19 protein-coding genes are annotated in these 22656 nt (G+C 58.7%); 12 read left to right on the forward strand and 7 right to left on the reverse strand.

What is annotated here, in order from left to right; translation table 11 throughout:
- Positions 1-76: 76 nt before the first annotated feature.
- Together metK and TU81_RS19975 are read right to left on the reverse strand one after the other, a co-directional pair.
- On the reverse strand, positions 77-1267 hold the full coding sequence (gene metK, locus TU81_RS19970; RefSeq protein WP_038981049.1) for a methionine adenosyltransferase: 1191 nt from the start codon (positions 1265-1267) through the stop codon (positions 77-79).
- 18 nt (positions 1268-1285) lie between these two features.
- Positions 1286-2281, reverse strand: coding sequence for an ArsR/SmtB family transcription factor (locus TU81_RS19975; protein ID WP_048396361.1), 996 nt, complete (start codon positions 2279-2281; stop codon positions 1286-1288).
- 273 nt (positions 2282-2554) lie between these two features.
- On the opposite strand from TU81_RS19975, the gene tkt reads away from it, so the two are divergent.
- The 8 genes from tkt to TU81_RS20015 all read left to right on the forward strand — a co-directional run bounded on the left by tkt (position 2555) and on the right by TU81_RS20015 (position 10668).
- On the forward strand, positions 2555-4552 hold the full coding sequence (gene tkt / locus TU81_RS19980; RefSeq protein ID WP_038981054.1) for a transketolase: 1998 nt from the start codon (positions 2555-2557) through the stop codon (positions 4550-4552).
- Positions 4553-4744: 192 nt separating this feature from the next.
- The gene (gene epd, locus TU81_RS19985; protein ID WP_038981056.1) at positions 4745-5806 is read left to right on the forward strand and encodes an erythrose-4-phosphate dehydrogenase; all 1062 of its coding nucleotides are present in this window, start codon (positions 4745-4747) and stop codon (positions 5804-5806) included.
- 25 nt (positions 5807-5831) lie between these two features.
- Positions 5832-6995 (forward strand): phosphoglycerate kinase, encoded by a 1164-nt coding sequence (locus TU81_RS19990; RefSeq protein ID WP_038981058.1) that lies wholly within the window; start codon positions 5832-5834, stop codon positions 6993-6995.
- A gap of 34 nt (positions 6996-7029) precedes the next feature.
- Entirely contained in the window at positions 7030-7251 is a 222-nt protein-coding gene (locus TU81_RS19995) for a hypothetical protein (RefSeq protein ID WP_038981061.1), read from the forward strand.
- A gap of 56 nt (positions 7252-7307) precedes the next feature.
- Positions 7308-7640 carry an MliC family protein gene (locus TU81_RS20000; protein ID WP_038981062.1) on the forward strand — a complete coding sequence of 111 codons (333 nt, stop codon included), beginning with the start codon at positions 7308-7310 and terminating at the stop codon, positions 7638-7640.
- Positions 7641-7927: 287 nt separating this feature from the next.
- Positions 7928-8992 carry a class II fructose-bisphosphate aldolase gene (fba, locus tag TU81_RS20005; protein WP_007945427.1) on the forward strand — a complete coding sequence of 355 codons (1065 nt, stop codon included), beginning with the start codon at positions 7928-7930 and terminating at the stop codon, positions 8990-8992.
- Positions 8993-9152: 160 nt separating this feature from the next.
- On the forward strand, positions 9153-9404 hold the full coding sequence (locus TU81_RS20010) for a helix-turn-helix transcriptional regulator (protein WP_008010309.1): 252 nt from the start codon (positions 9153-9155) through the stop codon (positions 9402-9404).
- The gene (locus TU81_RS20015; protein ID WP_038981065.1) at positions 9397-10668 is read left to right on the forward strand and encodes a type II toxin-antitoxin system HipA family toxin; all 1272 of its coding nucleotides are present in this window, start codon (positions 9397-9399) and stop codon (positions 10666-10668) included. The genes TU81_RS20010 and TU81_RS20015 overlap by 8 nt, the downstream gene beginning before the upstream one ends.
- A gap of 1013 nt (positions 10669-11681) precedes the next feature.
- On the opposite strand, the gene TU81_RS20020 is transcribed toward TU81_RS20015, so the two are convergent.
- Positions 11682-12350 carry a polysaccharide lyase family 7 protein gene (locus TU81_RS20020; RefSeq protein WP_038981067.1) on the reverse strand — a complete coding sequence of 223 codons (669 nt, stop codon included), beginning with the start codon at positions 12348-12350 and terminating at the stop codon, positions 11682-11684.
- 316 nt (positions 12351-12666) lie between these two features.
- Here TU81_RS20020 and TU81_RS20025 point away from each other — a divergent pair, with 316 nt between their 5' ends.
- The 3 genes from TU81_RS20025 (at position 12667) to TU81_RS20035 (ending at position 15733) form a co-directional block, all read left to right on the forward strand.
- The gene (locus TU81_RS20025) at positions 12667-14790 is read left to right on the forward strand and encodes a putative bifunctional diguanylate cyclase/phosphodiesterase (protein WP_038981069.1); all 2124 of its coding nucleotides are present in this window, start codon (positions 12667-12669) and stop codon (positions 14788-14790) included.
- A 45-nt stretch (positions 14791-14835) separates the two neighbouring features.
- Positions 14836-15327: a M48 metallopeptidase family protein gene (locus TU81_RS20030; protein WP_038981072.1), complete on the forward strand. Its 492-nt coding sequence runs from the start codon at positions 14836-14838 to the stop codon at positions 15325-15327.
- Positions 15328-15436: 109 nt separating this feature from the next.
- Positions 15437-15733, forward strand: a complete 297-nt coding sequence (locus TU81_RS20035) for a winged helix-turn-helix domain-containing protein (RefSeq protein WP_048396362.1) — start codon at positions 15437-15439, stop codon at positions 15731-15733.
- 117 nt (positions 15734-15850) lie between these two features.
- Here TU81_RS20035 and TU81_RS20040 read toward each other — a convergent pair whose 3' ends face one another.
- On the reverse strand, positions 15851-16306 hold the full coding sequence (locus TU81_RS20040; RefSeq protein ID WP_048396363.1) for a GNAT family N-acetyltransferase: 456 nt from the start codon (positions 16304-16306) through the stop codon (positions 15851-15853).
- Between the two features lie 259 nt (positions 16307-16565).
- On the opposite strand from TU81_RS20040, the gene TU81_RS20045 reads away from it, so the two are divergent.
- Positions 16566-17303: a substrate-binding periplasmic protein gene (locus TU81_RS20045; protein ID WP_048396364.1), complete on the forward strand. Its 738-nt coding sequence runs from the start codon at positions 16566-16568 to the stop codon at positions 17301-17303.
- 148 nt (positions 17304-17451) lie between these two features.
- Here TU81_RS20045 and yccS read toward each other — a convergent pair whose 3' ends face one another.
- The 3 genes from yccS to dbpA form a co-directional block, all read right to left on the reverse strand.
- Positions 17452-19635, reverse strand: a complete 2184-nt coding sequence (gene yccS, locus TU81_RS20050; protein WP_048396365.1) for a YccS family putative transporter — start codon at positions 19633-19635, stop codon at positions 17452-17454.
- Positions 19636-19908: 273 nt separating this feature from the next.
- Positions 19909-21087 carry a BaiN/RdsA family NAD(P)/FAD-dependent oxidoreductase gene (locus TU81_RS20055; protein WP_048396366.1) on the reverse strand — a complete coding sequence of 393 codons (1179 nt, stop codon included), beginning with the start codon at positions 21085-21087 and terminating at the stop codon, positions 19909-19911.
- A 159-nt stretch (positions 21088-21246) separates the two neighbouring features.
- Positions 21247-22584 (reverse strand): ATP-dependent RNA helicase DbpA, encoded by a 1338-nt coding sequence (dbpA, locus tag TU81_RS20060; RefSeq protein WP_231983823.1) that lies wholly within the window; start codon positions 22582-22584, stop codon positions 21247-21249.
- Positions 22585-22656: the final 72 nt, after the last annotated feature.

Genomic DNA, 22656 nt, shown 5'->3' on the forward strand with positions numbered 1-22656 from the left:
GCGATCTTTTGATCTTCCTCATGAAAAAGCCCCGCACGGCGAACCGTGCGGGGCTTTGGGTACCGCAGGAAAAGTCTTACAGGCCAGCTGCGACACGCAGGTCGTCGGCGCGGTCGGTTTTTTCCCAGGTGAACGTGGTGAACGTATCGTCGCCCACGGTCTTGGTGGCCGGAGTGCGACCGAAGTGGCCGTACGCAGCGGTTTCCTGGTACATCGGGTGCAGCAGGTCGAGCATGGTGGTGATCGCGTATGGACGCAGGTCGAACACTTCGCGAACCAGTTTGACGATTTTGTCGTCGCTGATTTTGCCGGTGCCGAAGGTGTTCACCGAAATCGACGTAGGCTGTGCCACACCAATCGCGTAGGAAACCTGAATCTCGCAACGCTCGGCCAGGCCGGCAGCGACGATGTTCTTGGCCACGTAACGACCGGCGTAAGCTGCCGAACGGTCAACCTTCGATGGATCCTTGCCGGAGAACGCGCCACCGCCGTGACGGGCCATGCCGCCGTAGCTGTCGACGATGATCTTGCGACCGGTCAGGCCGCAGTCGCCAACCGGGCCACCGATGATGAATTGGCCGGTCGGGTTGATGTGGAACTGGGTGTCCTTGGACAGCAGCTCGGCAGGCAGTACGTGCTTGACGATCAGTTCCATCACGCCTTCGCGCAGATCTTTGTACGATACGTCAGGGTTGTGCTGGGTCGACAGTACAACGGCGTCGATACCGACAACCTTGCCGCCTTCGTAACGGCAAGTCACTTGCGACTTGGCGTCCGGACGCAGCCAAGGCAACAGGCCGGATTTACGGGCTTCAGCCTGACGTTGAACCAATTGGTGCGAGAAGGTGATCGGTGCTGGCATCAGCACGTCGGTTTCGTTGCTGGCGTAGCCGAACATCAGGCCCTGGTCGCCGGCGCCCTGATCTTCAGGCTTGGCACGATCGACACCTTGGTTGATGTCAGGGGACTGCTTGCCGATGATGTTCATCACGCCGCAGGTCGCGCCGTCGAAACCGACATTGGAGCTGTTGTAGCCGATGTCGAGAATCACGTTACGGACGATGTCTTCCAGATCGACCCAGGCCGATGTGGTGACTTCACCTGCGATGATTGCCACGCCGGTTTTCACCAGCGTTTCGCACGCCACGCGGGCGAACTTGTCTTCAGCAATGATGGCGTCCAGCACCGCATCGGAAATCTGGTCGGCGATTTTGTCCGGATGCCCTTCAGACACGGACTCGGAGGTGAAGAGGGAGTATTCGCTCATCTCGATTTTTTCCTGAATTTACCGATGGTGAGTGTCGCCAGCCGGTCGCTGAAAATGGCGGACCTGAATCTGGAAACCATTACGTAAGCCTACATAGAGGCTTTCCCCGGGAACGAGTCCCGCAGCGGTGGCCCAACGGGCCAGATCGTCCTGTTCAAACCCCAACCATAGATCACCGCAGGCCTCCCTGGCCCAACTCTGGTTGTGGCTACATAACTCTGTCACGAGCAGGCTGCCGCCCGGTTGCAGCAAGTCGGCCATGCGCTTGAGTGCTTCGGCCGGCGCGGCGAAATGGTGCAGTACCATGTTCAGTACAACGCAATCAGCCTTGAGGCTTATACCGTTCAATGCATCGGCCAATTGCAGGCTGACGTTAGCCAGCATTTCACGTTCGCAGACCTGGCGGGCCAGATCGAGCATCGCCGGGCTGTTGTCCAGCGCGGTGACTTGAATGAAACGATGCGCCAGCTCCGGCAGAAAACCGCCATCGCCTGGGCCCACTTCGATGGCTGTGGCGTCGGGGCCGAAACTCAGCTTGTCGAGCAATGCCACCACGCTTTCGCGGTATTGCGGCAGGCCGGCGATCAAGTCTTGCTGGGCGCGAAACTTCTCCGCAACCCGTGAGAAAAAGTCCTGGCTGGCCGCCGCCCGTTGCCCATGGACCTGACCGATCCGCGACTGAACGTCAGTCGGCAGGGTCAGGTTGTCCACTTCTTCCAGCAGCGCGGCATGCAGCTTGCCGCCCAGCAGATCGGTATGGGGCAGGGCGCGACGGTAGAAAATCGCATTGCCTTCACGGCGGGTCGCCACCAGGTTGGCTTGGGCCAAAACCTTGAGGTGATGACTCATGCCGGACTGGCCGATGCCGAAGATCTGCGCCAGTTCCAGTACGCCGAACGAGTCGTTGGCCAGCGCGCGCAATACATTCAGCCGCAGAGGATCGCCGCCGGCCTTGCACAGGGCCGCCAGCTCATCGCAATCGTCATGTCGAATGGAAGGTGCGCGTAAATTCATAAGGCCAGCAGTCTAGTGACGGTCAGAAATCACCGCAAGAGCAATATCAAAAAGTTTTGATATTGCTCGATAGATGGCACTTCTCAGCGTTAGGTTCAGTCAGCAAACGAACGGCGGAAAGGTTTCACCCGTCGAATACGTCGTTATCCATTGGAAAAACGCCTTCAGATGACTATCTGTCATTGCCCCGAGGCGGGTGGGTGAGGGAAAATGCTCGCCTTTTTTCCGTTTCGTTTTATTCACTCTCGATTCAATATCCGCAGGAGAACAGCGATGCCCAGCCGTCGTGAGCGTGCCAACGCCATTCGTGCCCTCAGCATGGATGCCGTGCAAAAAGCCAACAGCGGCCATCCCGGTGCCCCTATGGGTATGGCGGATATCGCCGAAGTACTTTGGCGTGACTACCTGAAGCACAACCCGAGCAATCCATCGTTCGCCGACCGTGACCGCTTCGTGCTGTCCAACGGTCACGGTTCGATGCTGATCTACTCGCTGCTGCACCTGACCGGCTACGACCTGTCGATCGATGACCTGAAAAACTTCCGCCAGCTGCACAGCCGCACCCCGGGTCACCCGGAATTCGGTTACACCCCGGGCGTTGAAACCACCACCGGTCCACTGGGCCAAGGTCTGGCCAACGCCGTGGGTTTCGCCTTGGCAGAAAAAGTCCTGGCAGCGCAGTTCAACCGTCCCGGCCATAACGTCGTCGATCACCACACCTATGTGTTCCTGGGTGATGGCTGCATGATGGAAGGCATTTCCCACGAAGTCAGCTCCCTGGCCGGTACGCTGGGCCTGGGCAAACTGATCGCCTTCTACGACGACAACGGCATCTCCATCGACGGCGAAGTCGAAGGCTGGTTCACCGATGACACACCGAAGCGTTTCGAGTCCTACAACTGGCAAGTGATCCGCAACGTCGACGGTCATGACCCGGAAGAAATCAAGATCGCCATCGACACGGCGCGCAAAAGCGAGCAGCCAACGCTGATCTGCTGCAAGACCACCATTGGCTTCGGTTCGCCGAACAAGCAAGGCAAGGAAGACTGCCACGGCGCCCCATTGGGTGACGCGGAAATCGCTCTGACCCGTGAAGCACTGAAGTGGAACCACGGCCCGTTCGAAATCCCGGCCAACATCTATGCCGAGTGGGATGCCAAGGAATCCGGTCGCGCTGCCGAAGCCGAGTGGGATCAACGTTTCGCTGCTTACTCCGCGGCTTTCCCGGAGCTGGCCAACGAGCTGGTTCGTCGCCTGAGCGGTGACCTGCCGACTGACTTCGCTGAAAAAGCTTCTGCCTACATCGCTGAAGTCGCGGCCAAGGGCGAAACCATCGCCAGCCGTAAAGCCAGCCAGAACGCCCTGAATGCGTTCGGCCCGCTGCTGCCGGAACTGCTCGGCGGTTCGGCTGACCTGGCCGGTTCCAACCTGACCCTGTGGAAAGGTTGCAAAGGCGTCACCGCCGAAGACGCCAGCGGCAACTACATGTACTACGGCGTTCGCGAGTTCGGCATGAGCGCGATCATGAACGGCGTGGCCCTGCACGGTGGCCTGGTGCCTTACGGCGCGACCTTCCTGATGTTCATGGAATACGCCCGCAACGCAGTGCGCATGTCGGCGTTGATGAAGAAACGCATCATCTATGTGTTCACCCACGACTCCATCGGTCTGGGCGAAGACGGCCCGACTCACCAGCCGATCGAGCAACTGGCCAGCCTGCGCTGCACGCCGAACCTCGACACCTGGCGTCCAGCCGATGCCGTTGAATCGGCGGTGGCCTGGAAATCTGCTCTGGAGCGTGACGACGGTCCGTCGGCACTGATCTTCTCCCGTCAGAACCTGCAGCACCAGACCCGCAATGCGATCCAGATCGAAGAGATCGCGCGTGGCGGCTACGTGCTGAAAGACTGCGCAGGCGAGCCTGAGCTGATCCTGATTGCTACCGGTTCGGAAGTCGGCCTGGCCGTTCAAGCCTTCGACAAACTGACCGAGCAAGGCCGCAAGGTGCGTGTTGTTTCGATGCCGTGCACCAGCGTCTTTGAAGCCCAGGACGCCGGCTACAAGCAAGCGGTTCTGCCATTGCAGGTCAGCGCACGTATCGCCATCGAGGCCGCCCACGCGGACTACTGGTACAAGTACGTGGGCCTGGAAGGCCGCGTGATCGGCATGACCACCTACGGCGAGTCGGCGCCTGCGCCTGCCTTGTTCGAAGAGTTCGGTTTCACCCTGGAAAACATCCTGGGTCAGGCTGAAGAGCTGCTGGAAGACTAAGTCCGACAGTTGCGTTGTCTGTGCTGACGTCTTCGCGGGCAAGCCTCGCTCCTACAGGGTCATGTGTTGTCTGCCGGATTGGAAATCATCCAATTCCACAGACAAGTGATCTGTAGGAGCGAGGCTTGCCCGCGAAGGCAATTGAACATTCAACGCAACACTGACGGATTCACCACGGTAATCGAGAACCCCATGCCTCAACCGCGTCCTTACAAAGTTGCACTCAACGGCTACGGCCGGATTGGTCGTTGCGTCTTGCGTGCGTTGTTTGAGCGAGGCTCGACGGCCGGGTTTGAAATTGTCGCGATCAACGATCTGGCCGACATGGCCAGCATCGAATACCTGACACGCTTCGACTCCACTCACGGGCGGTTTCCCGGCGAAGTGAAGGTCGAGGGCGATTGTCTGCATATTAATGGCAACTGCGTGAAGGTTCTGCGCAGTGCCACCCCCGAAGGCATCGATTGGGCGTCACTGGGCGTCGATCTGGTGCTGGAGTGCTCCGGCGCTTACCACACTCGTCAGGATGGCCAGCGTTTCCTCGACGCTGGCGCGCCACGGGTGCTGTTTTCCCAGCCGATGGCCAGCGAGGCGGATGTCGACGCCACCATCGTCTACGGTGTGAACCAGGATTGCCTGACCGGCGACGAGCTGCTGGTGTCCAACGCCTCCTGCACCACCAACTGCGGCGTGCCGCTGTTGCGCCTGCTGAATCAGGCCATTGGTCTGGAATATGTGTCGATCACCACCATCCACTCGGCAATGAACGATCAACCGGTGATCGACGCCTATCACCACGAAGACCTGCGCCGCACCCGTTCGGCGTTCCAGTCGGTGATTCCGGTGTCCACTGGTCTGGCGCGAGGCATTGAACGCCTGCTGCCGGAACTTGCCGGGCGAATTCAGGCCAAAGCCGTGCGGGTGCCGACGGTTAACGTGTCCTGCCTCGACATTACGATGCAGACCGTAAGCGATACCGACGCCACCGAGGTCAACCGGATTCTGCGCGAGGCCGCCACCCATGGCCCGCTCAAGGGCCTTCTGGCCTACACCGAGTTGCCTCACGCCAGTTGTGATTTCAATCATGACCCACATTCGGCCATCGTCGATGCCAGTCAGACCCGCGTTTCCGGCCCACGGCTGGTGAACATCCTGGCGTGGTTCGACAACGAATGGGGTTTTGCCAATCGAATGCTGGACGTTGCAGAACACTATTTGCAAACAGCTGCACCACAACCAAAACCTGCTCTCTAAAACAGCTATCCAGGAAATGCGACCCATGACCGTGTTGAAGATGACCGACCTCGATCTGCAAGGTAAGCGCGTACTGATCCGCGAAGACCTCAACGTCCCAGTCAAGGATGGTGTTGTCACCAGCGATGCGCGAATCCTGGCTTCGCTGCCGACCATCAAGCTGGCCCTGGAAAAAGGCGCGGCCGTGATGGTCTGCTCGCACCTTGGCCGTCCGACCGAAGGCGAGTTCTCGGCCGAGAACAGCCTCAAGCCAGTGGCTGACTACTTGAGCAAGGCCTTGGGCCGCGAAGTGCCGCTGGTGTCCGATTACCTGAGTGGCGTCGACGTGAAAGCCGGCGACATCGTGCTGTTCGAAAACGTGCGCTTCAACAAGGGCGAGAAAAAGAACGCTGACGAACTGGCGAAGCAATACGCCGCCCTGTGCGATGTGTTCGTGATGGACGCCTTCGGCACCGCTCACCGCGCCGAGGGTTCGACCCATGGCGTGGCCAAGTTCGCCAAAGTCGCCGCCGCTGGCCCGTTGCTGGCCGCCGAACTGGATGCACTGGGCAAAGCCCTGGGCGCCCCGGCGCAGCCAATGGCCGCTATCGTTGCCGGCTCCAAAGTGTCGACCAAACTCGACGTGCTCAACAGCCTGAGCCAGATCTGCAACCAGCTGATCGTCGGTGGCGGCATCGCCAACACTTTCTTGGCCGCTGCCGGTCATCCGGTCGGCAAATCCTTGTACGAACCGGACCTGCTGGACACCGCCCGCGAAATCGCCGCCAAGGTCAGCGTGCCATTGCCGGTGGACGTGGTGGTTGCCAAGGAATTCGCTGAAAGCGCGACCGCGACCGTCAAGCTGATCGCCGACGTGGCCGCCGACGACATGATCCTGGACATCGGCCCACAGACCGCGGCGAATTTCGCCGAGCTGCTGAAGTCGTCCAAGACCATCCTGTGGAACGGCCCGGTGGGCGTGTTCGAATTCGACCAGTTCGGTAACGGCACCAAAGTGCTGGCCCAGGCCATCGCGGAAAGCTCGGCATTCTCCATCGCTGGCGGCGGCGACACCTTGGCGGCTATCGATAAATATGGCGTTGCCGAGCAAATCTCCTACATTTCTACCGGCGGCGGCGCGTTCCTCGAATTCGTCGAAGGCAAAGTGCTGCCGGCCGTTGAAGTCCTGGAAAGCCGGGCCAAGGCCTGAGGCCGCGCATTTGACCAGGCAAAGGAGTGTTCAGATGGTCAGGACCTTAATGCTGTTGATCGTCGCGGGTATGCTGGCGGCTTGCGGGAGTAACCCGAAAGCCACGCCGGAACCCGCGCCGCAAACACAGGAAAAAGGCTGCTACCAGGCCGATTGGCAGGCGGAAACCAACCCGGTGATCAACAAGCGTTCCGGGCCCGATGGCCTGGAGAAATACGAGACACAGGCCCCAGCCAAGGAACATGGTTGCCCTTGAGGGGTCTGACTCTTTACTCAAGGCTGGCGGCGTGTGCCGTCAGTCGAGGAACACGGATGAAACGCTTTATCGCCGTTGCAGCACTGGCATTGCTGGCAGGTTGCGCCAATTTGAACCTGTTCAACGCTGCCGAGCCAGCGGACAGCTGGACCACCTGGACCTGCGACAGCCAGGCCAAAGTACTATGGCGCTACACTGACGTCAGCCGCAAGGAAGTCGACGTTCGCCTGGGCGGTGCCGATCAGGTCTACCGCTTGAAGCTTGAACCGGGCGCCGAAGGTTCGCTGTACAGCAACGACATGCTGGCGTTTCACGTAAAAGGTGAGGAGGGCCTGGTGTACTGGGTCGCCACCAATGATTTGATTGGCCGCGGTTGTAAAGCCGAGTAAGACACAAGCGGGCTTTTGTGGCGAGGGGGCTTGCCCCCGTTGGAGTGCGAAGCACTCCCGAAGCCAGCAGGCGCGGTGCTTCAGTTAAAGCGCGTCATCCGATTTGCGACTGCTTCGCAGCCGAACGGGGGCAAGCCCCCTCGCCACAAGGTTTCAGCGACACAAGGTTTTTGGCAACACCGAATTCGCAGCCCGGGCCAACCCCCGATCTGCAATAACTTGAATAGCCGCCGCCGCTACGGCAGGCTGGCACGATTAACGACCCTCAACCGGGAGAGACACACACAATGGCACTTATCAGCATGCGCCAGATGCTGGACCACGCAGCCGAGTTCGGCTACGGCGTTCCAGCCTTCAACGTCAACAACCTTGAGCAGATGCGCGCCATCATGGAAGCCGCTGACAAGACTGACTCCCCGGTGATCGTCCAGGCTTCGGCCGGTGCTCGCAAATACGCCGGTGCACCGTTCCTGCGTCACCTGATCCTGGCGGCAATCGAAGAATTCCCGCACATTCCGGTGTGCATGCACCAGGACCACGGCACCAGCCCTGACGTCTGCCAGCGCTCCATCCAACTGGGCTTCAGCTCGGTGATGATGGACGGTTCCCTTGGCGAAGACGGCAAGACCCCAACCGACTACGACTACAACGTCCGCGTTACCCAACAAACCGTCGCCATGGCTCACGCCTGCGGCGTATCGGTAGAAGGCGAGCTGGGCTGCCTGGGTTCGCTGGAAACCGGCATGGCCGGTGAAGAAGACGGCATCGGCGCCGAAGGCGTTCTTGATCACAGCCAAATGCTGACCGACCCGGAAGAAGCCGCTGACTTCGTCAAACGCACTCAGGTTGATGCCTTGGCCATCGCCATCGGCACCAGCCACGGCGCCTACAAGTTCACCAAGCCACCTACCGGTGACGTGCTGGCCATCGACCGCATCAAAGAAATCCACAAACGCATCCCGAACACCCACCTGGTGATGCACGGTTCGTCTTCGGTTCCGCAAGAGTGGCTGGCGATCATCAACCAGTACGGTGGCGACATCAAAGAAACCTACGGCGTACCGGTTGAAGAAATCGTCGAAGGCATCAAGCACGGCGTACGCAAGGTCAACATCGACACCGACCTGCGCCTGGCCTCCACCGGTGCAATGCGTCGCCTGATGGCTACCAACCCTAGCGAGTTCGACCCGCGTAAGTTCTTCGGCGCGACCGTGACTGCCATGCGTGATGTGTGTATTGACCGTTATAACCAATTTGGTACAGCGGGCAACGCTTCGAAGATCAAGCCGATCTCGTTGGAAGGGATGTACCAGCGTTATCTGAAGGGTGAGTTGAACGCTAAGGTGAACTGAGCCTGAGCGTTAAACTGTGTTGATAAAGAACCCGCCGAGAGGCGGGTTTTTTGTGGGCGGAATTTTATCTGGCCGTTGTCGGACGTAAGGCGCTTGAAATGTTACTTATAGTGGACATAATAAAAATATTCGCTAGAAAAGTCCTATATAGGTGACATTCATGCTCCTACATAACCCTTCTGTGTTCGGTGAAAGAGTCCGCCAGTTGCGACGCGCCAAAGGCTATAGCCAGGCAATACTGGCGCACAGAGCAAAATGCAACCGCAAAACCATCATTGACCTTGAGGCTGGTGAAAATGTCGCGCTGTACACCGCGTTCAGGGTGCTATCAGCGCTGGGCATGGCGCTTGAAATTGTCGACAACCGAATTGACCTCAAATCCCTCGCTGATCTGGTAGAGCACGATGAGTAAGGTCAAGCTACTCAACGTCATGACACCGCAAGGCTTTTCGGGCGAACTGTCCAAGGGTTCGCAGTTCTCGTTTGCCTACGAGTCCGCCGATGCGCCCAGGGAAGTCTCACTGGTCATGCCCTATGACCCGACGCCTTCGGTGAGCAATGTGCTGCATCCGATTTTCGATATGAATGTGCCTGAAGGGTTTCTGGCCGATCAGATCAAACGCCGGATGGCCAAGCACATGCAGGTGGATGAAATGCGCCTGTTATCGGTCATCGGAGGGAATCAAATCGGGCGCCTCACCTACCAGAACCCGATAGAGGCACTCGTGTCCGTTCGTGCTCAGGTCGGCCTGCAGGAAATCCTGTCTGCGGATGCCTCGCAAGGTGTCTTCGAGTTCCTCGTCGATACCTACTTCGAGTCGGGCATTTCAGGTGTGCAGCCCAAGGTGCTGGTACCCGATCTGGATAAGCTCACCGGTCATCGAAAAACCATGCTCAGCTCCGATCTGATTGTTAAGTCAGGCGCCGATGAGTACGCACATCTGGCTCAGAATGAATTTCTCTGCCTGGAAGCGGCCCGTCTTGCTGGCCTGGAAACACCGCCGTTCTGGCTTTCGGAAAACGGTGATCTGTTTGTGATGGAGCGATTCGATCTGACCGCTTCCGGTCGGCTCGGGTTCGAAGACATGGCTGTCCTTTTGGGGCTCAACAAGGATCCCCATGACAACTACAAGTATTCCCAAAGCTATGAAACCCTTGCGGCCGTGATTGGCCAAGTCTGCCGGCATGGCGATCCGGTACGCGAACTGGAGCGCTTTTTCTCTTCGGTTTGTCTTTCAGTCATGGTCCGCAACGGAGACGCACACCTGAAGAATTTCGGGGTGATCTACACCCATCCTGATGCGCTGGAAACGGTGCAATTGGCACCGGTTTTCGATGTCACGACCACGACCGTCTACGAAAATTACAACCCCAAATCCGGGCGGTCATTGGTTGACCGTACGTTGGCCATCAAGATGAACAAAGTAAAAAACTACCCGGATCGTCAGCAATTGATTGAGTTCGGTCGAAAACACTGCGCGGTGGATAGGCCGGCCTTGATCATTGAGTGTATTGCCGAGGCGATGACTCAAGCGTTAGCGGCCAATCGGAATCGCGTGGATGGCGAGCTGTTTACGTATATGCAGCGTGAGTGGGATGCCGGGCGGATGGCGGCGCTGAATGACACAGTTGTGTCGGGGTTAAGGCGCAAACCGGTGGGCAAGACGGACAGCTGATTGGGGTGATAAGCATAGATAAATTTTTTGTCTCGTCTTTGGTTTGGCGCGTTATCGCAAATGTATCTAAATGACTGTCATATCTGACAGTAGACAACCTTTATCGATTCTCTCAGGATAAAACTCCACCCTGTAATGGAGTACGCAGTTATGAGCACCAAGGATGTAAAACCAAAAGCGAAAGGCCCTGCGCCTGTCACCATTCCAGTTGCACCAGAGCCGGGAAGTATCCAAAACTCTAAAGGGCCCGCGCCTTTCACATTGCCGAAAGAGTCAGAATAAGCACGTAATAAAAAACCCGCAGAAATGCGGGTTTTTAATGCTTGGAAATTGAGCCTTGATACCGTTCTCGGCGTAGGTTCATGTATTTGCTGACGGCGTTGAGACGTTCGCGAAGCGGAGCATCAGGACGGGTAGTCGGTGGCGCTAAACAAATGGGGTGGTAGCTGTGCGCGGGTTCGCAGACCGAGGAGGAAGACCCGGCAGACCAAAAGGTCTCCCACGCACAGCCGCCATAAAAACGAGTACGGGCAAATGCTGCCCGTGTCGTATTTTGACGGTTGTGGTTCTAACTCGGTAGGGCTGCGAAACCCTATCGTCGACTGTTGCCGGCGACGGGGCGAACTATAAGCGGCGACTTTGGTGGCTGCAACCGGGGTGTAGGACCGTGCGCGTTCATTGTGGCGAGGGGGCTTGCCCCCGTTCGGAGGCGCAGCCGTCGTAAAACCGGGCACTGCGGTGTGTCTGAGGAAATTGGGTGATGGGGCTTGGGGCTGCTTCGCAGCCCAACGGGGGCAAGCCCCCTCGCCACAGTCGGAGCGATCCTACGAGTTTTACGGATGCCCGGATCGTTCTTTGCCCGTAGCAGCTGTCGAGCTTGCGAGGCTGCGTTCGACTGCGCTGCAGTCGCAAAATCAGACTCCACGTTTTTTCAGGTGAACCGTATGTGCCGGACTGCGACCGCTTCGCGACCGAACGCAGCCTCGGCAGCTGCTACAGTAGATCGAGTCAACTTAGGTATCGTGATCAATATCCAGCTTGCTGAACGTCGCTTCCCCGCCTTCGCTGGTGTACCCGGTGTTGTCCTGCACGTAGACACCGGCCTTGAAGTACAGCGGTTTATCACGCCACATCGCGCTGATGTCGGTGTCCCACTGGTAGCCCGCCGCGCTGATGCCCAATGCACCGCCGGGGCTGAGGTGGATGAGGTAGGAAAATTCCCGATCGAGTTTTATGCCAGTGGCGATGGTGATGACCCGGGCGGTGTCGTCGTCGGGGTGCATGCGGACTTTGGCGACGATGTTTCCGGTGTCGCTGGAGTCCTTGTATTGATATTCGAGCTTCACCATGGGCTTCTGGCTTTTGTAGGCATGGATCTGACCAATGACGATCTTGCCCGTGCTGGGTACCTTGCTGACCGTAAGGGTCGCACGCAGAAAGTTATCGGCGTCGGGGTAGTACCAGTTTTTCAGCGTGCCATTGCTGTAGGTTTCGCGGAGTTCGGTGCGAGGGTAAACCGCGTTTTCGGTGCGGGTGCCAGTTACCGGGGACCAGAAAAACAAGGTGCCGGTGTCGGAGTGGAAGTATTGATCCTTGAAGCCGTCCACCAGTTTGGTTGTTTCAACGGTGTATGGCGGACTGCCGACAGGAACGCTGAGGTTCCAGGTTGCGAGATCGATCATATTCGAGCTTCCACTTTTTTCTGTACGCACGTGCCAGAAGCTCTAACACGCGCCTTCGGGCCGTCTTTATAAGCGTTGAACGGTTGTTTGTTAATGCCCGTTTGGCAGATGGTTGACGTCAACATCCTGTCGAAATGCCATCTCTCCCGGTTTACGGGGGCTGTAGGAATGACCGTTAGTCGGCTATGCGAAACTTTACCGAAGTGATGCCACTCTCGCTGCTTCTGCTTTCGTGGATCCGGGTCTAGAGTGAAGTCGCACTATGTGCCCGGTTTTCACAAGAGACCGGCCTGAGGTCCAGCACAAGAGATGCAGCATGGAATGCGCACAACCTACGCCAGCTGAAGGCAGCTCAATCCTTTTAATTGTTGATGATTACCCCGAAAACCTGATCAGCATGCGCGCGTTGTTACAGCGCCAGGACTGGCAGGTCATCACCGCGGCTTCCGGCTTTGAAGCGCTCAGCCTGTTGCTCGAACACGACGTCGACCTGGTGCTGCTGGATGTGCAGATGCCAGGTATGGACGGTTTCGAAGTGGCGCGCTTGATGCGTGGCAGCCAGCGTACCCGCCTCACGCCGATCATTTTTCTCACCGCCAACGAACAATCTCAGGACGCTGTGATCAAGGGCTACGCCAGTGGTGCGGTGGATTACCTGTTCAAACCGTTCGACCCGCAAATTCTCAAACCCAAAGTCCAGGCCCTGCTCGAGCATCAGCGTAATCGCCGTGCCTTGCAGCAGTTGAGCCATGACCTGGAAGTCGCTCGTGCCTTTAATGCCTCGGTGCTGGATAACGCCGCCGAAGGCATTCTGGTGGTGGGCGAGGACGGGCTGATCCGTTTTGCCAACCCGGCGATGTCCCGCCTGCTCAATGCCACGGTGCACGAGCTGCAAGGCAAAGAGTTTCTCGATTTCCTGCAAAAGCCGCACATCCCGATCTGGGCCGACTCCGAATTGTTTGCCGGCTACAAACGCGGTGAAACCCTGCGCCTGCACGATGCGTTGCTGCGTACCGCGCCCGGCCAGCAAGTGCCGGTGGCGTTGTCCTGCGCGCCTTTGCCCACCGAACAACACGCCATGGTGGTGACGGTGCTGGACATGTCGGTGGTGCGCCATCTGCATCAGCAGCTGGAGTTCCAGGCGGTGACCGATCCGCTGACCGGGCTACTCAATCGCCGGGGTTTCTACCAGACCGTTGAAAATCTGCTGCTGCGCGGCGAACGCTCCGACAGCACCTGGGTGCTGTTGTACCTGGACCTCGACGGCTTCAAGCGGGTCAATGATTCCCTCGGCCACGATGCTGGCGACAGGGTGTTGCGTTGGGTGTCCGAGCAGCTGAAGGCGTGTCTGCGGCCCTTCGATATTCTGGCGCGGATGGGCGGCGATGAGTTCACCGCGCTGCTGGATCTTGAGCTCCCTGAGCAAGCGGCAAAGATTGCTGAAAAGCTCATCGAACGGGTGTCGATCTGTCAGCAAATCGAAGGCATGGACATCGCTTTGGGCGCCAGTATCGGCATTGCCACTTACCCCGACTGCGGGGCTAATCTCGACGGGTTGATGCGCGCGTCCGACATCGCCATGTACGAAGCCAAGCGCGCGGGGCGTCAGCAATATCGCTTCTACGATCACGAAATGAATGGCCGGGCGCGCTCGCGGCTGATGCTCGAAGAGAGCGTGCGCACGGCCATCGAGAATCGCGATTTCAACCTGGTGTATCAGCCTCAGGTAGCCATTGCCGACGGGCAGATACGCGGGTTCGAGGCGTTGCTGCGCTGGCAGCACCCGAGTGTCGGCGATGTGCCGCCGGGGCTGTTTTTGCCGTTGCTGGAAGAGGCGCGCTTGATCAGTCGTCTTGGTAGCTGGATTTACCATCGCGGGGCCAAACAGCGAAAAGCCTGGGAAACCTTGTTTGCCGAAGATCTGGTGCTGGGCGTCAGTTTGAGCAGCACGCAATTCGGTTTGCCCAATCTGGTCACCGAACTGCGTCAGGTACTGGAACGCCATGGTTTGAAGCCGCGGCAGCTTGAGGTTGAGGTCACGGAAGAGGCCTTGATGCTTAACCCCGACGAAACCCGCAAGCAGCTGCGTTTGCTGCGCAATTTGGGAGTGCGGGTGGCGCTGGATGATTTTGGCTCCGGGGCTTGTTCGCTGGCGCACTTGCGCGACCTGGAACTGGACACGCTCAAACTCGACCGGCATTTGATCGCCCGGTTGCCGGGGTCCGAACGGGATGCGGCGCTGGCACGCAGTGTCATTGATTTGTGCAAACAGTTCGGTCTGTTAGTGATTGCCGAAGGGGTGGAGACCGTGGCGCAATATGAATGGCTGCAAGCCAACGGTTGCCAGTATGTTCAGGGGTTCCTGGTCGCGCGACCGCTGATGGCCGAAGACACCCGACACTTTGTGGAGCCATTCGACTGGAGCGCGCTGACGAGTTGAATTCGTTACACTGGCGACCTTTTCGTGACTCGTGTTGCCGCCCCAATGACCGCGTTGAAATACCTCCAAGCCTATCCTGCTACGTTGCAGGACCAGGTGCGACAGCTGATCGCCGAAGGTCGGCTGGGCGACTACCTGAGCCAGCGATATCCGGAAAAGCACGGGGTGCAGAGCGACAAGGCGCTGTACACCTATGCTCTGGACCTCAAGCAGGAATACCTGCGTAACGCCCCGGCCATCGACAAGGTGTTATTCGACAACCGTCTGGACCTGACCCACCGCGCGCTCGGCCTGCACACTGCGATTTCCCGGGTGCAAGGCGGCAAGCTCAAGGCCAAGAAAGAAATTCGCATCGCCTCGTTGTTCAAGGACGCGCCCTCCGGGTTTCTGAAAATGATCGTGGTGCATGAGCTGGCGCACTTCAAGGAGTCGGATCACAACAAGGCGTTCTACAAGCTGTGCGAACACATGTTGCCGGGGTATCACCAGGTGGAGTTCGATTTGCGGGTGTACCTGACGTGGCGGGATATGCAATAGAAGTACAAGATCAAGATCAAAAGATCGCAGCCTTCGGCAGCTCCTACGCGCCTGTGGGCGCCGCCGAAGGCTGCGATCTTTTGATCTTCTAATAATAAGGAGCGCATGGATGGACGTGAGCAAGACCAAAAGCAGCTTCTACCGCCGGTTATACGTGGCGTACCTGATCGACAGCGAATTGGCCAGCAGCGTCCCGGCGTTGACCGAAGTCACCGGCATGCCTCGGCGCACGGCCCAGGACACCATCGCGGCATTGGCGGATCTGGATATCGTTTGTGAATTCGAGCAGGAAGAAGGCGCGCGCAACCATGCGGGGCGCTATCGGATTCGCGAGTGGGGGGCGATTGATCGGGGGTGGATCGAGCGTAATCTGCGGCAGATTAAAGCGGTGTTGGAGTATCCCTGAATTACCGACCCCGATCGTTCCCACGCTCTGCGTGGGAATGCAGCCCGGGACGCTCCGCGTCCCAAGAGCGGACGCAGAGCGTCCATTGAGGCGTTCCCACGCAGAGCGTGGGAACGATCATTGCGGACGACGCATCCCGATATGCGGAATGTCATCCTCCAGGTATTCCTCACCCACCACCACAAACCCGTACCGCCCGTAGTACCCCTGCAAATGCGCCTGGGCCGAGAGGTAGATCGGCACTTCAGGCCAGTGCTTTTCGGCCTGTTTCAACGCTTGGCTCATCATTTCATGCCCAAGCCCGGTGCCGCGTGCAGCGGGAGCGATGATCACACGGCCAATCACCACGTCGCCGCCCTGTAACTCCGGGTCGAGCAATCGCAGGTAGGCCACCAGTCGATCCCCGTCCCAGCCCATCAAATGGCAGGTGTCACCTTCCAGGTCTTGGCCATCGATGTCCTGATAAAGGCATTTCTGCTCGACGACGAACACCTCGGCGCGCAGCTGCAAAATGGCATACAGCTGCTCTTTACCTAGATCGCTGTGGTGTTTGCAGACCCAATCGATTGTCATCTTCAGATTCCTTGAACAACGTTGCTCCGATACTAAGCGTCCTGACGTGAGATGTCTTGATGGCAGAGAAATCTGTGACAAAGGCCAAAATGCCATCATTCATTTCTCGCGAGATTGTCTTCTTTGTGTAATCTGCGATGAAGCGCTGTGCAATGTCGTCGATAAGCTAGTGTTAGGACCTGGGTTTCGTCGGTAGAGGGGCCTTGGAGTTTTGGCTGAAGAACACGTCGGGCAGCCCGCCCGCTAAGGATTTTCTGGCATGCCGCGATTGCATCGAGCATTTGCTTTGATTGGATTGCTGTTGCTGACACAGGCTGCGGCAGCGCAAAAGCTGCGTCTGGTCGCCGATGCCTGGCCACCCTTTACCGACGCCACGCTGGTCAATGGCGGATTGGCCACGGACATCGTCAGCACCGCGCTGGCCCGGGCCGGTTATGCCAGTGATTTCGAACAGGTGCCGTGGGCGCGAGCCTTGTTTGGGGTAGGCGAGGGGCGTTATGACGTGCTGGTCAACGCTTGGTACACCGACGAGCGCACGAAACTGGGGCAGTTTTCCGGCGAATACCTGCTCAACCGCGTGCGCTTTCTCAAGCGCAAAGACACGCCGATCGAATTCAGCAACCTGCAACAACTGCACGCCTACCCGATTGCGGTGGTACGCGGTTATGCCTATTCGCAAGCATTCGACGATGATGTGTCGCTGCAGAAAGTTCCTGTGCATAACTTCGCCATGGCCGTGCGCATGGTCGCGGCCGACCGGGTCAAGCTGACTCTGGAAGACGAGTTCGTCGCCCGGTATTACCTCGCTCGGGAATCATCCACGGTACGCAACGCCGTGGAGTTTTTGCCCAAGCCGTTGAGCGAGAACAGCCTGCATATTCTGGTGAGCCTGAAGAACCCCCGGCATGAACAGATCGTCGCCGGTTTCGACCGCGAGATTGCGGCGATGAAGGCTGATGGGAGTTATGAGGAGTTGCTCAGGCAGCATGGGATGTGATCTGAAAGGCCTGCGGTGTCTGTGCTGACGCCTTCGCGGGCAAGCCCGCTCCCACAGGGTTCGGAGCTGAACACAGATTATGTGAACGCCACAAATCACTGTGGGAGCGGGCTTGCCCGCGAAGGCGTCAGCACAGACACTGCACATCTCAGGCTTCGCTCGTATCCTTGATCAAATGCGCCGCCAACGTCCGCAACGGCCCCAGTTGCCGGCAGATCAACGCCAGTTGCGTCTGCACCAACCGCTGCCCTTCATCGATTTCATCCGGCATCTGCTCAAGCCCATTGGCCAGGGCTTCTTCCTCATCACTCTGAATCGCAATCGGCTGTTTGCTCGCCAGGCCTTGGGCTATTTCGTCGAGGCTGGCAGCCAGGTTCACACCGGCGCCGTCGATCAAATGCTCGCGCACGTCTGACGGTAGTTGGGTTTCGCGGTGTGCCCCCAGCCCCGATAAATAGCTGAGCAAGGTGTGCGACAGCACCAGGAAACGGAACCCGACATCCGCTTCCTTACGGAAGTGCCCCGGCTCCATCAGCATATTGGCCAGCGTCGTCGACAACGCGGCGTCGGCGTTGTGGGCGTTGCGTCGGGCCAGGCGATAAGCCAGGTCGTCGCTTTTACCAGCGGCGTATTGCTGCATGATCTGGCGCAGGTAAATGCTGTTGCAGGTCAGGGTGTTGGCCAGCACTTTGTTCAGGCGTCGACCCTGCCAGTCCGGCAGGAACAGGAATACCGCCAGCCCGGCGATCAGGCTGCCGAGCAAGGTATCGAACAGCCGTGGCAGAAGCAGCCCATAACCATCGCCCACCTGGTTGAAGCAGAACAGCACCATGAGCGTGATCGCGGCTGTCGCCAGGGTGTAGCGGGTGGTGCGGTTGGTAAAGAACACGACCCCGGCAACGATGGCGAAGCACGATTGCACCAACGGATTCGGAAACAGATCGAACAACGCCCAGGCCACGGTCAAGCCGATGGCGGTGCCGATAATCCGCTGCCCGAGTTTGCGGCGGGTGGCGCCGTAGTTCGGCTGACAGACAAACAGCGTGGTGAGGATGATCCAGTAACCTTGCGATGGGTGGATCAAATGCACCATGCCGTAGCCGATGCTCAATGCCAGGGGCAGGCGCAGGGCATGGCGGAACAGTAACGAGGTCGGCGTCAGCTGCGTGCGCAAGCGTATCCAGACATCCTTGAGGCTGCGTGGCGAACGGTCGAGCAGGCTGCTATCGGTGGCGTCTGCGAGTGCATCGGGGTTACTGGCGTCGCTGAGCAAACGGTCGAGGGTGCCGAGGTTGGCAGCCAGCGCTCGCAACGAACGCAGCAGACCGCGCCAGGCCGGATTGCTCTGGATACGCAGGTGTTCGAGGGACGCGTGCAGGTCGCTCAGGGCCTCGGCGAAGCTTGCGTCATAGATGAACGGTTGGCGCATCTGGATCGATTCGGCCAGCGCGCGGCAAGCCTTGCCTTGTTGGCGCAGCAGGCGCTGACAGCGGAACAGCACGTCGCTATGAAAGAACGCCTCGGCCAGCGCGTTATAGGGGTAGTGCGAAGAACTGGCGCGCTCGTGGATGTCCTGGGCGAGGAAGTACAGCTTCAGATAACGGCTGACTTTCACGCCCGGCCGACCGTCGCCGACCCGATGCAGAATAATTTCCTTGGCAGCGTTCAGGGCCGCCACCACCCGACCGTTCTGTTGGGCCAGTTCCAGCCGCTGCGCTTCCACGTCCAGCTGCCGGATCGGTTCGAACAGTGACGATTTGAGCTTCAGGTAATAACCCAGCTCACGGAACAGCCGCGCCAGGCTTTGCTGCACCGGTTGGTTGGAAAACAGCACCTGCCACAGCACCGAGAGCAAGCCGTACCAGGCCGCACCGGCCACCAGCAGCACCGGTTCGTGCCAGAAATCAGTGACCGCGCCACCGCGCTGATCCACGCCGATCATGGTGTAGACCGACAGAATCAGTGTTGCCGAAGCAATCGCGCCATAACGTTCGCCCAGCGCGCCTAGCATGGTCAGGCAAAAGCTGGCCAGTGCAAAGGCGATGATAAAGAGGACGGGGTAGGGGAAGAGCAGTTCGACGGACAGGGCGGCGACCATAAAACACACTAGCGTCACTGCGAGTGCGTTGAGGCGCCCCTGCCAACTGTCGTCGGTTTCAGCCAGGGCGCTGGCGATGATCCCCAGGAACAACGGGATCAGCAGTCCCATTTCATCCTGATACCAACACAGCGCCATGCTGCCGGTCAGGGCGATGAATACCCGCACGCTGTAGCTGAATTTATCCAGCGCCCAGAGGCGACGCAGAGATTGCCGAAATGTGGTCGATGACATGAAGTGCGAAGGCCTTCCGAGGCAATGACGCTAAATTGAGCCACTAATGACGTCGACGCAATGGCGCCGATCACATCTGACAGCAAAATCTGTTCCCGGGAGTACGAGGGATCTGTTGCCGATCAAAAATTCTGTGGTTGGCAGAGAAGCCTGTGGGAGCGGGCTTGCCCGCGAAGAGGCCGGTACATCCAACATCTATGTTGACTGTCAGACCGCTATCGCAGGCAAGCCAGCTCCCACAATTGACCACATTTCACATTCAGGTTGCGTGAGTCAGACGAATTGCGCGGCGGCGTAACCAGAGGCCCAGGCCCACTGAAAATTGAAACCACCCAGATGCCCGGTGACGTCGAGTACTTCGCCAATGAAATACAAACCAGGGCTTTTCAGCGATTCCATAGTCTTGGACGACACTTCGCGTGTATCGACGCCACCCAGGGTCACTTCGGCAGTGCGGTAGCCTTCAGTGCCGGCCGGCACGACTTTCCAGCTCGCCAGTTTTTCGGCGATGTCCGCCAGTTCGGCGTGGGTGTACTGCTTCATCGGTTTGGAGGCGAACCAGCTGTCCGCCAGCAGATTGGCCATCTTCTTGGTGAAGATTTCACCGAGCAGGGTTTTCAACTCGCTATTCGGGCGTTCGGCCTGCTGCTGTTGCAGCCAGCTCGGCACGTCGTGATCCGGCATCAGGTTGATTTCCACTGTGTCGCCGGATTCCCAGAACGACGAAATCTGCAAGATCGCCGGCCCGCTGAGGCCGCGGTGAGTGAACAAGATGTTCTCGCGGAAACTCTGGTCGTTGCAGCTCACCAGGCAATCCACCGATGTACCGGACAGCTCGGTGCAAAGCTCCTTGAGCTGATCGGTGATGGTGAACGGCACGAGGCCGGCGCGGGTCGGCAGCAGGTCGTGACCGAACTGCTTGGCCACTTGATAACCGAAACCGGTGGCGCCAAGGGTCGGAATCGACAGGCCTCCGGTGGCGATCACCAGAGACTCACAGGTAATTTGGTCGAGGGTGGTTTGCAGCAGGTAGCCGCTTTCCATTTTTTCGATGTGCTGGATCGAGGTGTCCAGGTGCAGGCTGACGCCGACCTGATCGCACTCGTCGAGCAGCAGGCCGAGGATGTCGCTGGATTTGTTATCGCAGAACAACTGGCCGAGTTTCTTCTCGTGGTACGGCACGCCGTGTTTGGCCACCAGACCGATGAAGTCCCACTGGGTGTAGCGCGCCAGCGCGGATTTGCAGAAATGCTCGTTCTGCGAGAGAAAATTGCTCGGTTCGGTGTACATGTTGGTGAAATTGCAGCGCCCACCGCCCGACATGAGGATTTTCTTGCCGGCCTTGTTCGCATGGTCGAGCAACATCACTTTGCGCCCGCGCCCGGCGGCGGTCAGCGCACACATCAACCCTGCGGCGCCAGCGCCAATGATCACGACTTCGGTAGAGCGCAAAACGGTGTCCTCACACAAAATTCAAATTCACCGGCAAACCAATGTGGGAGCGGGCTTGCTCGCGAAGGGGCCAGTACATTCAACATGGATGTTGTCTGTCAGTCCGCTTTCGCGAGCAAGCCCGCTCCCACATTTGATCTCTGTCAGCCAGACGATCGCTTACAAAATACGTACGCGCAACGAGCGGCCTTTGATTTTACCGTCGTTCAAACGCTGCAAGGCTTGCTTGGCGATCCCGCGTTCCACGGCCACATAGGCCTGGAAGTCGAAAATCGCAATCTTGCCGACCTGGGCGCCCGGGATGCCGGCGTCGCCGGTCAGTGCACCGAGAATGTCGCCCGGACGTACTTTGTCTTTACGGCCCGCACCAATGCACAGCGTGCTCATCACCGGCAGCAGCGGTGCGCCGCCCTGGGACTTGAGGTTGTCCAACTGATCCCAGCTCAACGGCGACTTCTGCAGTTGCTCGATGGCCTGGGCGCGGTGCGCTTCGGACGGGGCGACCAGGCTGATCGCGATGCCTTTCTCGCCCGCACGACCGGTACGGCCAACACGGTGAATATGGATTTCCGAATCACGGGCCAGTTCGACGTTGATCACCATGTCCAGCATATCGATGTCCAGACCGCGAGCGGCGACGTCGGTGGCGACCAGTACCGAAGTACTGCGGTTGGCGAACATGGCCAATACCTGATCGCGGTCACGCTGTTCCAGATCACCCTGCAGACCGACGGCGGAGATGCCTTTGGAGGTCAGGTGATCAACGGTTTCCTGGACCTGCTGCTTGGTGAAGCAGAAGGCCACGCAGGACGCCGGACGGAAATGCGCGAGGACTTTGACCACCGCGTCCATACGCTCTTCCGGAGAGATCTCGTAGAAGCGCTGCTCGATCTGCGTATCGTCGTGGAGCGCCTCGGCCTTCACGATCTGAGGGGTGCGCATGAATTTCGACGCCAGTTGCTTGATGCCCACCGGGTACGTGGCGGAGAACAGCAGGGTCTGGCGGCGCTCCGGGGTCTGGGCGATGATTTCTTCGATGGAATCGTAGAAACCCATGTCGAGCATGCGGTCGGCTTCGTCGAGGATCAGCGTGTTCAGGCCATGGAGCACCAGCGAACCCTTGCGCAGGTGCTGCTGGATACGCCCCGGGGTGCCGACGATGATGTGCGCGCCGTGTTCCAGCGAGCCGATCTGCGGGCCGAAGGATACGCCGCCACACAGGGTCAGGACCTTGATGTTGTCTTCGGCACGGGCCAGACGACGGATTTCCTTGGCGACCTGGTCAGCCAACTCGCGAGTCGGGCAAATGACCAGCGCCTGGCAACCGAAGAAGCGCGGATTGATCGGGTTCAGCAGGCCGATACCGAAGGCGGCGGTCTTGCCGCTGCCGGTCTTGGCCTGGGCGATCAGGTCCATCCCCTTGAGGATCACCGGCAAGCTTTGCGCCTGGATCGGCGTCATCTGGGCATAACCGAGGGAGTCGAGGTTAGCCAGCATGGCGGCGGACAGCGGCAAAGTATTAAAAGCGGTGGCGATGGTGGTCACGGGACTGGCCTGCAAAACAAAATG

Origin of the sequence: Pseudomonas lini, assembly GCF_001042905.1 — a bacterium.
Lineage (GTDB): Bacteria > Pseudomonadota > Gammaproteobacteria > Pseudomonadales > Pseudomonadaceae > Aquipseudomonas > Aquipseudomonas lini.